The organism is Thermaurantiacus sp. (genome assembly GCF_053487655.1).
Genome location: NZ_JBRCLD010000005.1, coordinates 1 through 15,151, shown reverse-complemented (window position 1 = coordinate 15,151; position 15,151 = coordinate 1). Strand labels below are relative to the sequence as shown.

17 protein-coding genes are annotated in these 15,151 nt (G+C 66.7%); 3 read left to right on the top strand and 14 right to left on the bottom strand.

The annotated features are described in order from the left end of the window. Positions 1 to 23: 23 nt before the first annotated feature. The 13 genes from ACWIQA_RS00440 to flgB form a co-directional block, all read right to left on the bottom strand. Positions 24 to 842: a flagellar motor protein MotB gene (locus tag ACWIQA_RS00440; RefSeq protein WP_448581166.1), complete on the bottom strand. Its 819-nt coding sequence runs from the start codon at positions 840 to 842 to the stop codon at positions 24 to 26. 5 nt (positions 843 to 847) lie between these two features. Further along, positions 848 to 1,711 carry a flagellar motor stator protein MotA gene (gene motA / locus ACWIQA_RS00435; RefSeq protein ID WP_448581093.1) on the bottom strand — a complete coding sequence of 288 codons (864 nt, stop codon included), beginning with the start codon at positions 1,709 to 1,711 and terminating at the stop codon, positions 848 to 850. Between the two features lie 89 nt (positions 1,712 to 1,800). Continuing rightward, entirely contained in the window at positions 1,801 to 2,709 is a 909-nt protein-coding gene (locus ACWIQA_RS00430) for a flagellin N-terminal helical domain-containing protein (RefSeq protein ID WP_448581092.1), read from the bottom strand. 8 nt (positions 2,710 to 2,717) lie between these two features. Further along, a complete protein-coding gene (locus ACWIQA_RS00425; protein WP_448581165.1) occupies positions 2,718 to 4,583 on the bottom strand; it encodes a flagellar hook-associated protein FlgK in 1,866 nt (621 codons plus the stop codon). 1 nt (position 4,584) lies between these two features. Then, positions 4,585 to 4,878 carry a hypothetical protein gene (locus ACWIQA_RS00420; RefSeq protein WP_448581091.1) on the bottom strand — a complete coding sequence of 98 codons (294 nt, stop codon included), beginning with the start codon at positions 4,876 to 4,878 and terminating at the stop codon, positions 4,585 to 4,587. Further along, on the bottom strand, positions 4,878 to 5,984 hold the full coding sequence (locus tag ACWIQA_RS00415) for a flagellar basal body P-ring protein FlgI (protein WP_448581090.1): 1,107 nt from the start codon (positions 5,982 to 5,984) through the stop codon (positions 4,878 to 4,880). Before ACWIQA_RS00415 ends, ACWIQA_RS00420 begins: the two co-directional genes overlap by 1 nt. Beyond that, complete coding sequence (locus tag ACWIQA_RS00410) at positions 5,984 to 6,517, bottom strand: flagellar basal body L-ring protein FlgH (RefSeq protein ID WP_448581089.1); 534 nt, start codon at positions 6,515 to 6,517, stop codon at positions 5,984 to 5,986. Before ACWIQA_RS00410 ends, ACWIQA_RS00415 begins: the two co-directional genes overlap by 1 nt. Before the next feature lie 115 nt (positions 6,518 to 6,632). After that, the gene (gene flgG, locus ACWIQA_RS00405; RefSeq protein ID WP_448581088.1) at positions 6,633 to 7,418 is read right to left on the bottom strand and encodes a flagellar basal-body rod protein FlgG; all 786 of its coding nucleotides are present in this window, start codon (positions 7,416 to 7,418) and stop codon (positions 6,633 to 6,635) included. Positions 7,419 to 7,427: 9 nt separating this feature from the next. After that, positions 7,428 to 8,177 carry a flagellar basal body rod protein FlgF gene (locus tag ACWIQA_RS00400; protein WP_448581087.1) on the bottom strand — a complete coding sequence of 250 codons (750 nt, stop codon included), beginning with the start codon at positions 8,175 to 8,177 and terminating at the stop codon, positions 7,428 to 7,430. Then, positions 8,177 to 9,412, bottom strand: a complete 1,236-nt coding sequence (locus ACWIQA_RS00395) for a flagellar hook protein FlgE (RefSeq protein WP_448581086.1) — start codon at positions 9,410 to 9,412, stop codon at positions 8,177 to 8,179. The genes ACWIQA_RS00400 and ACWIQA_RS00395 overlap by 1 nt, the downstream gene beginning before the upstream one ends. Positions 9,413 to 9,439: 27 nt before the next feature. Further along, entirely contained in the window at positions 9,440 to 9,847 is a 408-nt protein-coding gene (locus ACWIQA_RS00390) for a flagellar hook assembly protein FlgD (RefSeq protein ID WP_448581085.1), read from the bottom strand. After that, positions 9,844 to 10,257, bottom strand: a complete 414-nt coding sequence (gene flgC / locus ACWIQA_RS00385; RefSeq protein ID WP_448581084.1) for a flagellar basal body rod protein FlgC — start codon at positions 10,255 to 10,257, stop codon at positions 9,844 to 9,846. Before flgC ends, ACWIQA_RS00390 begins: the two co-directional genes overlap by 4 nt. Before the next feature lie 7 nt (positions 10,258 to 10,264). Further along, positions 10,265 to 10,657: a flagellar basal body rod protein FlgB gene (gene flgB, locus ACWIQA_RS00380; protein WP_448581083.1), complete on the bottom strand. Its 393-nt coding sequence runs from the start codon at positions 10,655 to 10,657 to the stop codon at positions 10,265 to 10,267. 326 nt (positions 10,658 to 10,983) lie between these two features. Here flgB and ACWIQA_RS00375 point away from each other — a divergent pair, with 326 nt between their 5' ends. Together ACWIQA_RS00375 and ACWIQA_RS00370 are read left to right on the top strand one after the other, a co-directional pair. Continuing rightward, positions 10,984 to 11,496, top strand: a complete 513-nt coding sequence (locus tag ACWIQA_RS00375) for a flagella basal body P-ring formation protein FlgA (RefSeq protein ID WP_448581082.1) — start codon at positions 10,984 to 10,986, stop codon at positions 11,494 to 11,496. Positions 11,497 to 11,597: 101 nt separating this feature from the next. Next, positions 11,598 to 11,930, top strand: coding sequence for a flagellar biosynthesis anti-sigma factor FlgM (locus ACWIQA_RS00370; RefSeq protein WP_448581081.1), 333 nt, complete (start codon positions 11,598 to 11,600; stop codon positions 11,928 to 11,930). A 9-nt stretch (positions 11,931 to 11,939) separates the two neighbouring features. Here the strand turns inward: ACWIQA_RS00370 and ACWIQA_RS00365 are convergent, their stop codons facing one another. Next, positions 11,940 to 12,599, bottom strand: a complete 660-nt coding sequence (locus tag ACWIQA_RS00365) for an RluA family pseudouridine synthase (protein WP_448581080.1) — start codon at positions 12,597 to 12,599, stop codon at positions 11,940 to 11,942. Between the two features lie 94 nt (positions 12,600 to 12,693). Here ACWIQA_RS00365 and ACWIQA_RS00360 point away from each other — a divergent pair, with 94 nt between their 5' ends. Further along, entirely contained in the window at positions 12,694 to 14,886 is a 2,193-nt protein-coding gene (locus ACWIQA_RS00360; protein WP_448581079.1) for a flagellin N-terminal helical domain-containing protein, read from the top strand. Positions 14,887 to 15,151: the final 265 nt, after the last annotated feature.

Genomic DNA, 15,151 nt, shown 5'->3' with positions numbered 1-15,151 from the left:
TCTGGCGCGCCAGCTCGCGTCCCTCAAGATGTCTTCAGCACGGTCACTGACATGCGCCGGTTCCTCGGATCGGCCGGATTGTCCGGGACAAGCGGCTCGGTATCGGCAAGCCCCTCCAGCCGGCTGAACCGCTCCTCGCCAAGGCCGGCGCGCGCCAGCACGGCCCGTGTCGCTTCTGCCCGAAAGGTCGAAAGGGTCCAGTTGTTCATGCCATTGGCCCCCGAGAAGGGACGGCTGTCGGTATGGCCGCGCACGGCAAGCCGGTTGGGCATGTCCCTGACCGCCTCAGCCACGACCGCCAGCACCGCCTTGGCGCGCGGGTCCATCTCTGCTGTGCCAGAGCGGAACATCGAATAATCCTGCCGGTCGATGAGCTCGATGCGAAGACCCTCGTCTGTCACCGTCATCCGCAGCTGGTCACCAAGATCAGAAAGCCCGGGGTCGCTTTCTACGCGCGCACGGATCTGCTGCGCCACTTTCTGCAACGCCTCCAGATCCGACGACCGCTTAGCCCTTCCGGTCTGGAACGGTGTTGCCGGCTGCACGCCCGAGAGCTGCGGGTAAGGGGCATTGCCTTCCGGCTCCGCAAGCGAGCGTCCGCCCAGCACTCCATTCGAGCCGCCAGACCGCTCCATGGGAATGATGGTGGGTGCGAAATAGTCGGCAATCCCTTTGCGCTTCTCTTCGTCCGTTGCGCCGAGCAGCCACATCAGCAGGAAGAAGGCCATCATCGCTGTCACGAAATCCGCATAGGCCACCTTCCACGCCCCGCCATGATGATGGGCGTGCTTCTTGCCCCGCACCTTCTTGACGAGAATCTCCGGCTCTGGCGCCGGGCCCATCGCGCTCACTTGGCGCGCGCCCCCTCGAACACTTCCGTGAAACTCGGCTGGAGATCAGGCGAAATCGCTGTGCGCGCCTGCTCCAGCACAATCGGTTGCGGCTGGTTCCGCAGCGATGCAAGGATCACGCGCCGCACCACCTGATAGATTTGCGCATCTGCCTCCTCGATCTGCCGAAGACGGTTCGACAGCGGGCCAACGAGGCCATAGGCGAGGAAGACACCGAGGAAGGTGCCAACCAGCGCTGCCCCGATCATGCTGCCAAGGATCGCTGGCGGCTGGTCGATTGCGCCCATCGTCTTGATGACTCCGAGCACTGCCGCCACGATGCCAAGCGCTGGCAAAGCGTCAGCGAGCGTCTGCAAGGCCTCCGCTGGCTTCGAGGCGTGGTGGTGGTGAGTCTCGATCGCAGTATCAAGCACATCCTCAATGGCAACGCTTGAGACCGTGCCCGTGGAGACAACCAGCAGCCGGAGCGTGTCCGTTACCAGATGGACAAAGAACTCATCGCTTCTGAGTTTTGGATATTCGCTCCAGATCGAAGAGCTTTCCGGAGTCTCGACATGCGGCTCCACGGCCACTGCCCCCTCGCTCTTCAAGAGCCGCATCAGCTTGACTGTGAGCGCAATCGCACCAAGATAGTCTTGCTTGCCAAAGCGCGGACCCTTCAGCACGCGCACAACGCCCTTGCCCACTTCCTTGATGAGCCCCATTGAATTGCCAATGATGAGCGCACCCGCGGCCGCGCCACCGATGATCATCAATTCGGCCGGAAGTGCTGCCAGCACGGGCACGAGATTTCCCCCGGCGAGAAGAAAACCGCCGAAGACCATCACCAGCAGCACGACCAATCCAACGATGGCCATCATGCGGCCGGCACTCCTTCGGGCGCAAGGGGACTGCCGGCATTTACGCTGTCCAGCCGCTCCCCTTTAGTCTTGCCACAGTTGCCGTCGCTTCACCCCAGCCGGTCGAACAGGCTCCTCCCGTGCACCCGTTGGAAGATTTCCTGGGCGGCATTGAGGGTCAGCCGCAGCGCCTCCAGCTCGGAAATGGCCGCTGCGAGATCGAGCCCCTTCACGCGTGCAAACCCGCGCGCAACTTCCAGCCGCTCGGCCGCCACGCGCTCGGTCTCGCTCTCGAGCCGCGCCATGGCTGTCCCGATCAGGGCCTGGCCTGTCATCAGCCGGTCATGCCCCGAAACCAGCCCCGCCACCGCCGCATCGAGGCTCTCGTGGCGCAGCTCCTCGTCCGGCTCGGCGAGCGCTGCCAAGAGCCGGTCGAGCACGGCAAAGGCGCCGTCCTCATCCGTGCCGAACAGGGCCGGCCCCGACGGTGGCGAAAGGCCTTCGAGTCCGGCCGCCTCGGCACCGGACCCGGCGCCGAACCCGGCGAAGGAAACCCGCCCTTCTGCATCTGCCGCATAGGCGGGAAGCCCGTCCCGCGCACCAGCAAACAGGAAGCGCCCGGCCTCGTCGCGGGCGTTGGCCAGCCCCAGAAGCTGCTCTTTGAGACCCCGCACCTCGGTCGCAATCACCGCCCGGTCAGAGGGGCTCGTCGTCCCGTTCCGGGCAAGCAGCGCCAGTTCACGCGCGCGAATGAGCACCCGCCCGGCATCCGCGACCGCCGTCTCGGCCGAGGCAAGCCGCCCGGCTGCCCGGTCGATGCCCCGCTGCTCGGCAAGGAGGCGCGCATCCAGCCGGGCCAGTGCCGAGGCCCGGAGCTGCCCGGCCGGGTCCTCCGCCGGCTCGGTGAACCGCTCGCCCCGCGCGATCTTGCCTTCCAGCCGCTCGATCTGGTTGTCGATCGCCACCATCCGCTCGGCCGCCGTCGAGGCCACCTGCCGCCCGCTGACCAGAACGAACATCGCTCCTCCTATCCGCCGACCGACTGCAGCAGCGCGGCAAAGGTCTCGCGCGCCGTCTGGATGATCCGGGAATTGGCCTGGTAGGCCTGCTGGAACAGCAGCATCTCCGCCGCCTCCCGGTTGAGATCGACTCCACTCGCCTGCGCCAGCGCCTCAGCGGCGGCGTCGCGATTGGCGCGCGCTGCCTCAGAGCGCATCCGCGTCTCGGACAGAGGCACGGCAATGCCGGCCACCAGCCGATCGTGGCTGTCCTCGATTGTCCCCAGCGGCCCCTCCACGTCCCTCAGTGCCAGCATGGCAACAGCATTGCCATTGCCACCCTGGCCTGGCTCGGTCAGGCGAACGCGGAACCGGTCCTCGTCTGCCGGCCGCCCAGTCACGCGGATCGCAAAGCCATCGCCGGCCAGCCAGTCCCCGACTGCGCCGCTTGCCACCAAGGTGTCGGCAGCATCGCGAAGCTCCAGGAGACCAGCGCGCACATGGACGGCAAAGGGCGGCACCAGCGGTGGCACTGGTGGCGGGTCGAGCGGGCTCCCACGGCGGATCTCGGCCCGCGCGACGCCCTGATTGCCTGGCGCTGGGTCTGCAAGCCAGCGCGGCGCTGCCGCAACCTCGGCAGGCGCAAGCGGCCGGAGCGCAATCCCCGCAGCCCCGGCCTTTGGCACCAGCTGGAACAGATCCCCGCCACGCGCGGTGCCCGCGGCCTCGACCGTAACCCCGTCGAGTGCGAGCGGCATGGAGCCAGTGACGGCAGCGCTGTTGTCGGCCCGCGCGAGAGTCCATTCGCTGGTCACGCCGTTGAACGAGAGCGTGAGCGGCCCCGGCGCCGCACCGTCGGCCACTTTGACGAATATGCGCGCATCCCCGGCATTGCCGCGCGCTGGCTCGGGAATGACCCGCAGCGTCGCAAATAGTGGCTGCCCGTCGGCACCGAAGCTGTCGGCACCTGCCGTGTGCGCAGCGTTCATGTCGGCAGCGATCCGGTCAGCGAGCGCGTCGAGCCGGCTGCCCGCCTCGATGAGAAGCGTGCGGGCCACCGAAAGCCCGGCCAGCGAGCCGCCCAGCAGAGGCGCCACCTCGTCGCTCCCCTGCGGCCCCAGCCGCAGCATGAGCCCGCCATCGGGAGCCCGCTCCACCCGCGCCGCCTCAGACCGCGGCCCATCGACGAGCAATGGCCCGCCGGCGTCGCCTACCCTGACGATTGCCATCCCCCGCGCTTCGAAGCGGACATCGATGGTCGCGATCTGGGTCATTTCCAGCAGGAGCTTGTCTCGCCGGTCCGCAAGTCCGGCTGCTGCTCCGCTTCCTGGCGTGGCGCGGCGGATCTGCAAGTTCACGTCGGCAAGCGCCCGGCCGAGCGAGGTCAGGCGAGTCGCTTCGACATCGGCATCGGCCTTGAGGTCGCTCTCCAGCCGCCTGAGATCGGCCGCGCTCGCGTTGAACCGGTCCGCGAGCGCGTCAGCGCGGGCGAGGAAGGTCGCCCGGACTGCAATCGAGGTCGGATCTGAAGCAAGGTCGGAAAGGCTTGCGAACAGGTCGGAAATCGGCTGTGCCAGCGAGGCGGGCCCTGTCAGGCTCGACTGCACCAGCGAAAGCCAGCGTTCGGAAGCGCCCAGCATCGCGACATCGCCTTCGGTCCGCCTGAGGCTGTCCTGGCGGATGAGATCGGCAGCGCGGACAATTCCGCGCACATCCACCCCGCCTGCGCCCACCCGGTCGAGCGCAAAAGGAGAAAGCGAGGCCGGCGGCAACAGCGAGGCCACCTGCACGCTGCGGCGCACATGGCCGGGAGTCGCGGCATTGGCCACATTGTCGGCAATTTGCTCAAGCGCCATCCGCGTGGCCCGAACGCCCGAAAGCGCAACACCGAGCATGTCACTCAAGGCCGGCCTCCGCGCTTGCAATTGACGCTTCCAACTGCTGCGCCAGGCCAAAGGGAGCACGTGCTGCCACCAGCCGCGCCAGGTGGCGGTCGATGAGGTCCTGCCAGTCGCCCGCGCCCGAAAGCGCGCCCGCAAGGCCATCGGCCTGCAGCCCCTGTGGCCGGCTCGCCTTCAGCATGGCCTCAACCACCAGCGCTTCAAAGTGGGCCAGCACCTCTTTCGCTGTGCGCGGTACTGGCTCCAGCGCCTTAGCAGCAAGCACAGGTTGTACCGCGGAGCCGACCATCAGATGACCACAAGCTCGGCCCGCAGCGCACCGGCCTCGCGCAGCGCCTCGAGGATGGCGACGAGATCGCCAGGGGCGGCACCCAGTGTATTGATCGCATCCACCAGGTCCTGCAGCCGCGGTCCCGGCTGGAGCAGCGCCATGCGCGTCTTCTCTTGCGCTACCGAAACATCCGATTGCGCCGTCACCACCGTCTGCCCGCGCCGGGCAAAGGGCGCAGGCTGCGAGACCGTGTAGGTCTCGGTCACGGCAACCGTCAGATTGCCATGGGCAATGCCGGCGGGAAGCAGCCGGACATTGCCGCCGATCACAACCGTGCCGGTCCTCGCATTGACGATGACCCGCGCCGCCGGCGCACTCCCCTCGACTTCGAGCGCCTCGATTCGCGAGGCGAGCCGCACCCGCGCTGCCGGATCCGCTGGCGCACGGACGGTAATGGAGACGGCATCAATCGCCTGGGCTACGCCCCCGCCCTCTTGCGCATTGATGGCATCTGCGACCGCTTGCGCCATTGAGAAGCTCGGCGTCAGAAGATCGAGCACCAGGGGCGTTGGCGCACTGCCGGAGCCAGTGCCGGCGAAGGGTATGGGCACTCCGCGCTCGACCACGGCACCACCGGGAATCCGCCCCGAAGTCGGCGTGTTGACAACGATCTTCGAGCCATCTGCGCCCTCGGCGCCGAAACCGCTGACCGAAACTTGGCCTTGCGCCAGCGCATAGGTCTCACCATCGGGCCCCTTGAGCTCGGAGAGCACCAGCGTGCCACCGCGCAGCGACTTGGTCCGGCCGAGTGCCGCCACTGTCACATCGATCCGCTGCCCTGGCTTCGCAAAAGGAGGCAGCTCGGCCGTGATCATCACGGCCGCGGCATTTTTGAGCTGGGCATTGGCCCGTGCTGGAATGACGACTCCAAGCGCGGCGAGTGCCGAGCGCATCGACTGCAAGGTGAAGACGAGGTTGTCATCCCCAGTGCCAGGAAGCCCGACCACGAGGCCATAGCCGACGAGGGCATTGCCTCTGACGCCTTGGAAGCGGGCAACATCCTTGACCCGCTCGGCAAGCGCTGGGCCAGCGAGCAGCAGCAGAAGGGCCAGGAGCACGCGCATCAGTAGGGGGTGATCCTGTCGAAGAAGCGCGCGAACCAGCCCTGGCGTGCTTGTGCTGCCACTTCCCCCGTGCCTGCATAGCGGATGACGGCATCCGCCACCCGCGTTGAGAGCACCCGGTTGTCCGGCCCTACATCCTCGGGCCGCACCAGCCCGGTCAGCTGCACTTGCTCTTCGCCGCGTGTGAGCCACAGCCGCCGGTCGCCTGCGACCCGCAACGTCCCATTGGCCAGCACGTCCGTGACCGTCACTGTGAACTCACCGGAAAGCCGGTTCGACTGCTGCGTCGCCCCACGCCCCTCAAAGCTTGACTCCGAGCCGCCGGAGAGCGCGCGCTCGAACGCATCGGTCTGAGGCAAGCCGGTGAGGTCAATCGTCCGCTGCGCATTGCGCTGGCCAGTCTGGGAGGCCGCCTTCTCGGCAATGGTCCGTTCCACGAGCACGATGGTAAGCAGATCCCCAACGCGTGCCGCCTTGCGGTCGGTGCCGAGCGCCATCCGGTAGGCAGAACTCGCCCAGATGCTTCCAGTCACGGCGCGCGCTTCAGGTGCCGGCTGCGGCGCCGGCAGGGCAGGGCGGATGTGGGCCACCCGCTCAGGCCGCTGCGCAAGCGCGCAGGCACTGAGCATCAAAAAGAGAATAAGGCAGTTAGACGGACTGGTTGACATAGCGCATCATCTCGTCGGCGGCCTGGAGCACCTTGGCGTTGATCTCGTAGGCGCGCTGGGTCTCGATCATGTCGACAAGCTCTTGCACGGTGGAGACATTGGAGGCTTCCAGCGCGCCCTGGCGGATCCGCCCCACACCAGCTTCACCTGGGCCGCCGATGGTCGGCGCACCCGAAGCAAGGGTCTCGCGGAACAGGTTCTCGCCCACTGGCTCGAGGCCTGCTGGGTTGATAAAGGTCGCAAGGGTGATCCGCCCAAGCTCGGCCGGCTCGGTCTCGCCTGGGTTGCGCGCAGAGACCGTCCCGTCGGGTGCGACGGTGATACCCGTTGCCCCCTCAGGGATCTGGATTTCGGGCACCAGCCGGTAGCCCTGCGGAGTCACAAGCCGACCCTCGCCATCCCGCGTGAGGGCCCCGGCCCGCGTGTAGGCCGAGGTTCCATCGGGCAGCTCCACCTCGAACAGACCCTCGCCATCGATGGCGAGATCAAGCGCATTTCCCGTGAGTGTGAAGCTGCCTTGCGCATGCACCCGCTCAGTGCCTGCCACGCGCACGCCAGCACCCGTTGCAAGCCCCATGCCAAAGCGGTTGTCGGCCCCGGCGGGTGCGCCGGCCGGCCGTTCGGTCTGGTAGAGCAGGGTTTCGAACGCTGCCCGATCGCGCTTGAAGCCAACCGTGTTGGCATTGGCGAGGTTGTTTGCGATGGTCCGCAACCGCGCATCGAGCGCTTCAAGGCCCGAGCGGGCGATGTGCAGGGATCCGGGCATTGTCCTCTCCTAGCTCTCGATCCGCATGAGGCGCGCCGTGCTCTCGTCCATGTCCTTGGCTGCGGTCAGCAGCTTGGTCTGGATCTCGAACCCGCGCGACTGCTCGATGAGCTCGACCAGCACGGCGGCGGCCTCGACATTGCTCAATTCCAGGGTGCCAGCAGCCACGCGCGCCAGCGGGTCAGCATCCAGCGGCGTTGCAGTGCGGAACAGCCCATCCACACCTCGTGCCAGTTCGGCCGGTGCGGGGGAGACGAGCTTCAGTCTTGCCACTTCCACCCAGGGTTGGTCCGCAGCGAGCTGGGTTTCGATGGCGCCGTCCGTTGCTACCCGCACAGCACCCGCGCCGGCGGTCACCACCACAGGTGTACCGTCCACACCCAAGACTGGCTCTCCGGCACCCGTCCGCAGCCGCCCCTCGGAATCGAAGCGGAGATCGCCACGCCGGGTATAGGCCTCCGCACCGGATGCATCGGCAACAGCAAGCCAGGCCCCGCCCTCCATCATCAGGTCGAGCGGCCGGTTGGTCATGACCGCGCGGCCGGTCCGCATCAGGTCGTGCAGCATCTCGCCGCCAGCCTGCACCCGGGTCGAAAGCGCTGCGCCATCAGCCGGCGCCACAAGATAGCCCTGCTGCATCACCGCCATCTCGGCCCGGAACCCTGGCGTCTCGATATTGGCGAGATTATTGGCAGTCACCGCCTGCCGCTCACTCGAGCGCTGCATGGCAGAAAGCGCTGTATAGATGAGGCGATCCATCAGCTGTTCCGCAGGTTGACGATTGTCTGCAGCAAGGAGGAGGCCGTATCGATTGCCTTGGCATTGGCCTGGAAGGTCCGCTGGGCGTTGATGAGGCCCACGAGCTCCTCCGTCAGGTCGACATTGGAGCGCTCCAGCGATCCTGCCGAGATCGTCCCGAAGCCATCCTGCCCGGCCTGGCCCACTTCGAGCGCGCCTGAGGACTGGGAAAGCGTCCAGCTCGAATTGCCGTTCTGCTTGAGCCCCTGCGGATTGGGCACATTGCCCATGGCGAGCTTGCCGATTGCAAGGACTTCCCCGTTCGAGAAGCTTGCCCGCACGACGCCGCGCAGGTCCACGCCCACGCCTTCGAGCCGGCCAGGCGCATAGCCATTCTGCTCCGTGAAAGAGACGTTGAATGGCTCTGCAAGCTGGGTCGTCCCTGCATGGTCGATCGAAAACCCGCCCGAGAAACCGACGGGCCCGAGCGGGGATATGAGAACGCCATCGGCATTGAACACCAGCTGCAGCGGCGCAGGCGAGGGCACGATTTCGGCGTCACCACGAAAGGCGCGGACTTCCCAGATCTTGTCCGTGGAAGTCGGCACCGGGTTCTCCACCCGCCGGTAATAGAGGGTGACAGCGCTCGCTCGCCCCGCCGAGTCATAGACCGTTGTCGAAGTCGCAGCGTTGAAACTTGCCGGATTGTCGCGCGCAAAGCTCGGCACCGGGATGGCTGCCGTTGCCGGCAGGTTGGCGATGAACCTGACCGCAGTGGTCGCCTGCGGCACGCCCGAAGTGGTCGGAATCCGGAGCGCTTGCAGGGCCGAAAGCCCGATTGCCGTCGGCGAGCCATCGGGCGTGACCGGGAGCACCTGCAGCCGCCGTCCCTCATTGTCGACGACAAAGCGCTCGGCATCCACCTGGAAGGCGCCGTTCCTGGAAAGGGCAAGCGAATCCGCCTGGTCTCCCCCCCCCTTCACCAGGAAGAAGCCGGGCCCGCCGATGGCGAGATCGAGCGCCGACGAGGTGGTCTGGATCCCGCCCTGTGCGAACTGCTGGGTGACGGCGCCGATCGCAACCCCGGCGCCATTGGCGCGGTTTGCCGCTTGCGTTGGCGAGCGGTTGACGATGTCGGCGAACTCGACGCGCGAACGCTTGAAGCCCGTCGTGTTCACGTTTGCAATGTTGTTGGAGAGCGCTGAAAGCTCGGTCTGCGCGGCATTGAGCCCGGTCAGCGAAATGAAGAAGGACATGGGCTTTCTCCTTTCCTGGGGACGCGTTCAGGCGACGAACCGAGCATCGCGAAGGGCAAGCCGGCGACCGTTGCTCATGATGAGGATATGGTCGCCCTTCGGGTCCAGCATCACCTGGTCGACGAGCCCCTCGGCACCATCGGGCCCGGCCACCACCCGGCCGAGCCACAGCGGTGCTGAGCTCCTTGTGTCCCCCTCGAGCGTGGTCGCCAGCCGATTGAGGCCGACGGATATCTCGGTCACGCCCGCGACGGTTGCGAACTGGGCAAGCTGGGCGACGAACTGGCTGTTGTCCATTGGCGAGAGCGGGTCCTGCGCCTTCAGCTGCGTCGTCAGCAGCAGCAAGAAATCCTCTTGACGAAGCTCACGCGGGCCAGTGGTCTTGGCTATCGCTGGCGCCGGCGCCGCCAGGCCTGGGATTGCAAGCCCCGTCACCGGCCGAGCCTCAGCGTCTCGAGGGTCAAGGACTTGCCAGTCTCGAGCACCTCGATGTTGTTCTGATACTGCCGCGCCGTCTCGACAAGCTCGACCAGCTCGGCATGGGGATCGACAGCGGCGACATGGACATAGCCCTCGGCATCGGCCAGCGGATGGCCAGGCGCGTGCCGCCGCCCAGGTTCGAGCGCTGCCGTCACGACGCCTGCGATCGCGACGGTCGCCTTGCCGCTCGCGCCTTCATAGATTGTCTGGAACACGGGCTTGAGCGGCCGGAAGGCGCCTTCCTTCGTGGCAGCGACCGAGCCGGCATTGGCGAGGTTGGAGGCCGTCGTGTTCATCCTGACCATGAGGGCGCCCATGGCGCGGCCAGCGATATCGAAGAGGCTGAGCGGCTGGGACATCGACATGTACTCCTCACTCAACGCGCATGGCCGCCTTCAGCGTGCCGATGCGGGCATCGAGGAAGGCAAGGCTGGTGCGGTAGGCGAGCGCGGTCTCGGCGAACTTGACCTGCTCGGTTGCAAGCTCCACCGTGTTGCCATCCATCGCAGCTTGGACAGGCTGACGGTAGCGCAGCAGCGCCTCAGCTGGAGCCGCGCCAGGGTCAAGGTGCGCGGCCGCGGTGCGCTTGAGCGGCAGGCGCCCATCCGTGCCGCGGTCCGCCAGCACGGCGGCGAAATCGAGATCGCGCGCCCGATAGCCGGGGGTTGCCGCATTGGCGATGTTTGACGCAAGCACCGCCAGGCGCTGGCTGCGCACCGCAAGCGCTTGAGCTGAAATTCCGAAGAAGCGGTCGAGGCGATCCATCGGCATTCCTTCGCGCGGCCAGCCTGCCCCCAGGCTTTTGCTTGGGCTGGCCCAGTTGCAGCACAGGTCCGAAGCCCGAACGGCCACGGAGCGCACCGCTCGATGATGAGCAAGAAACGTGCCAACCATGGCGCAGAGAGCACCAAGGGCAGCAGCCGGCACACGGGTGCCGCTGCCGTGCCGCCAGACCGGAACTTGTGTGCCGGCCACTGCTTGGGCGATGACGTCGTGAGGCGCCCGCTGCCGAAGAGAAGGGTCGCCTGGCACAAGGCTTGCATGGGCGTGCATGAGCGATAGCCGTTGCATCCATCGCTTGGGAGACTTCCGTGCCCCTCGCCCCGACCCGCACTTCCCGCCCAAGTCACGCCGGCCTGCTTGCGGCTTTCGTACTGCTTGCCCTTCCCGGCCTTGCTGTTGCGGGCAGTGGCGCGCGTGCGCTGCGCGCTGCTGCTGAAACTGCGGTCGGTGCGCCGGTTGCCATCGATCCCCGGCTGCAGGTGCCCGATTGCCCAGGCGGCTTCCAGTTCACGCCCGCCGCCGGTGCTCGAAGCTTGCACATCACTTGCCCGGCCAGGGGCTGGCAGGCCGTTGTCCCCATTGCAGCTGCAGCAGGGCGGGGCGTGCCGGCCGGGACTGCGGCCCGGCAAACGCCGGCCATCCGCCGCGGCGACATGGTCACAGTCAGCTATGATGGCCCGGGCTTTCGCGTGACCGTGGAAGCGATTGCCGAGGCGAGCGCCGCGCCGGGCGAGCGGGTGATGCTCCGCAACCGCGTCACCGGCCAGCGCTTCCCGGCAACAGTTGCAGAGGATGGCACGCGCGCCTTCATCCGCCGCTAAATCCCCTCATCTTCCAGCCGTATCGGGTTTTGGCGGGGTTCGCGGACAGGCCCTGCACGCAATCGTGTATCTGACCGATACACATGTTGGCGAGACGAACGATGGTTGACGGGGTCAAGGGGAAAGGCCAGTTATTCCAGCGTGTTGCCGGGAGTGACTCGGCGCGCACGGTCGGCAGTGCAGGCAGTACGGCGCCTGTGCGCCAGGCTGTGCCTGCTGGCCGGCTGCCCCTTGCCGACGGGCGCGAAGCCTTCGATCTCTCCGGCATCAAGGGCCTGGCGCGCGATCTGGCGATCCGCCCGCCAGTCGATGCCCAGCGCATCGCAGACGTCCGGCTTGCCATTGCTGCTGGCACCTATAAGCCAGATGCGGAGTCGATCGCTGCTGCCATGATCGCGGAGGAAGTCTCCTGGCTTGCCAGCCGCGGCAGCTGAGCCTCTGGCTCAGCCGGCGGCGAAGCCCAATGTTCGAAAGCGCCCGGGAAGCGGGGCGACGACCTCGATGCGCCGCCCGGCAATATCCGGGAACCCGAGCCGCCAGGCGTGCAGCATAAGCCCGCCCGGCTCGCCCCGGCCATAGACGGCATCGCCCACAATCGCTGCCCCTTGTGCGAGCGCCGTTGCATGCACGCGCAGCTGATGCGTCCGGCCGGTCACAGGCTCCAGCTGCACCAGCGCCGTTGCTTGTGCTCGCGCGAGTACCTGCCAGCGGGTGCGCGCTGGCTGGCCATCCGCGCCCGCCTCCATCCACCATCCCCGCCTCGGTGCGGAGCGCTTGGCAAGCGCGAAGTCCACCACTCCCGCATCCCCCGGCGGCGGCGGTGCCACCACGGCCAGATAGGTCTTTGCCACCTGGCGCGCTGCAAAGGCCTGCATGAGCCGCCTGCGCGCTGCTGGTCGCTTTGCAAGCAGCAGGCAGCCGCTGGTGTCGCGATCGAGCCGGTGCGCCGGCTGCCACTTGGCCCCTGCCGCCTTCAGCCGCGTCTCAAGTGAATCCGCCGTCTTCGGGCCCGGATGCACGGCGAGCCCAGCTGGCTTGTCGATGACGAGACAGTCCGCGTCTTCAAAGAGAATCACCATGTCGGCAAATGGTCGAAGCGGCATGTCAAGACCCAGCCTTAAGCGAATCCCTGTCAAGCCGTGAACGGCGCCGAGGCTTCGCGTCCTGCGGGCCCGACCATGGACAAGGGAACGGAATATGAGCGTCATCAACACCAATCTCGGTGCACTGAAGGCCCAGAACGGTGGCCGGATGGCCCAGTTGGATCTCGGTCGTGCCATGGAGCGTCTCTCCACTGGCCTCCGGATCAACAGCGCCAAGGACGACGCCGCGGGCCTCGCCATCGCCCAGAGGATGACTGCCGATGTGCGCGGTCTTGCCATGGCGATGCGCAACGCCGGAGACGGCATCAGCCTTGCCCAGACGGCGGAAACCGCCATGGGCGAAATCACCAACATGCTCCAGCGCATGCGCGAGCTCGCAGTGCAGTCGGCCAACGCCACCTTCTCCGCCCAGGACCGGGCAGCACTGCAGGCCGAAGTCACGCAGCTGGTCGGTGAGATCGAGAATGTCGCAACCCGCACCAGTTTCAATGGCATCCGCCTCCTCGACGGCTCCTCGAAATCCCTGACGTTGCAGACTGGCGCGCGCGCTGGCGAAATCGTGCGCCTTGGCATCAACTCGACGCGCACGAGTGATCTTGGCACTGGCGAGGTGCCTGGTCTTTCTGCAACTGGCGCCTTTGCTGCCACGGGCTTCGCGGCCGCTCAGGCCCTCCAGGCGAACGATCTTGTCATCAACGGGGTGGCCATCGGTGCATCGCGCGCAGCAGATGACAATCTCTCGTCCACCGCCAAGGAAGCCTCGGCTATTGCCAAGGCGGCTGCCATCAACGCGCGGACGGCAGAGACCGGCGTGCGCGCCGTTGTCGGCCAGACGGTGATGACGGGAACCGCAATGACGGCCGCTGCCTTGACGGGCACCGTCACGATCAACGGCGTCACCACCGGCTCCATCACCACCACGACCAATGCCGCCGCCAGCCGCACTGCCGTTGTCGATGCGATCAACCTCATCTCTGGCCAGACCGGCGTGACAGCGATCGACACGGGGGACTCGAACCTTGGCATCAAGCTGGTTGCCGCCGACGGCCGCAATATCAATGTCGCGCTGACAACGCTGACGGAAGCGGCCACTGGCCTCAAGGTCGGAACGCAGTCGGGCACCTTCTCGCTGGTGTCCACCAATGGTGGCCCGATTACGGTCAGCACCGTCGGTGCCGGCCAGCTGAGCCGTGCCGGGCTTGCCGCTGGCACCTTCGAGCGTGGCGTCTCCGCTACGACCACAGACCAGCGCGCAGTCGCTGCTGGGGCCGGCGCCGCCCGTGTCCTCAACACGGGGGACCTGGTCGTCAACGGCATCGCCATCCGCGCCTCCAAGGCAGCAGACGACACGGTCTCCGACACCCGCGCCTCCAACAGCCAGAAGGCAGCCTCAGCGATCGCCATTGCGGCTGCCATCAACGAGGCATCGGCGCAGACCGGTGTGACTGCGCGGGCGCTCGGCGTTCGGATCGACGGCACCTCGACAGACCTTTCCACCTTCTCCGGCACGGCGGAACTCTATGTGAACGGTGTCCAGATCAATGTGGTGATGGCAACCACCGACTCCGCCTCGCAGCGGCGCGAGAATGTGGCAGCGGCCATCAACAACAACAGCGGGGCAACGGGTGTGACGGCGGTTGACAACGGCCGCGGTGGCATTTCGCTCATTGGCGCGGATGGCCGCAATGTCTCGGTCTGGTTTGAGACCGCCGCTGGTCTCACCGCTGCCCACTTCGGGCTGGGTTCTGCCACCATCAATGGGACGGCGACGACCTATACTGTCACGTCAGCTGTCAATGGCGCGGCGCTGACCACGGCAGAAGCCGACGCCGTCAACGTGGCGTTCGGCAAGATCGCGCTCGAGAGCGCCAAGTCCTTCTCCGTCTCGGCGGGGAGTCTCGGCTTTTCTGCCGGCGGCAACTTCACCGTTCTCGGCTTCGAGGAAGGCACCTATGGCGCCGAAACCGGTGGCCTCAAGATCAAGGATGTGAACATCGCAACGCAGCAGGGCGCGCAGGAAGCCCTGGCCTCGATTGACGAGGCGCTGCAGTCGGTTGCCATCAACCGCGCCGAACTGGGGGCAGTCCAGAACCGGCTTGAGGCCACCATCAGCAACCTGACCTCAACCAGCACCAATACGGTGGCGAGCCGCAGCCGGATCCAGGATGCGGACTTCGCAGCCGAAACCACCAACCTCGCCCGCAGCCAAATCCTCCAGCAGGCAGCGCAGGCGATGCTGGCCCAGGCCAACCAGCAGCAGCAAAGCGTCCTCCAGCTGCTCCGCTAGACCTGACGGGGACCAGCCCGGCTGGTCCCCGCCCTTGCGAAACCTGAACCAATTCGTTGCCAGACGCGTGTAGGAAAATGTTCCACGTGGAACATTTTCCTACAAGGACGAGGGGAGCCAGCGCGGCGATAATTAAGGCTCGGTCACAGGCGTTTCGGCGATCAGCGTTCGTCGCCAGGGCTTGGCATATCTGGCAGCACATCAGCCCGCCGCAGCGCTGCAAGCCCCCGCTCTCGCACTTCGGCCTGCAAGGCGCGATCAAGGG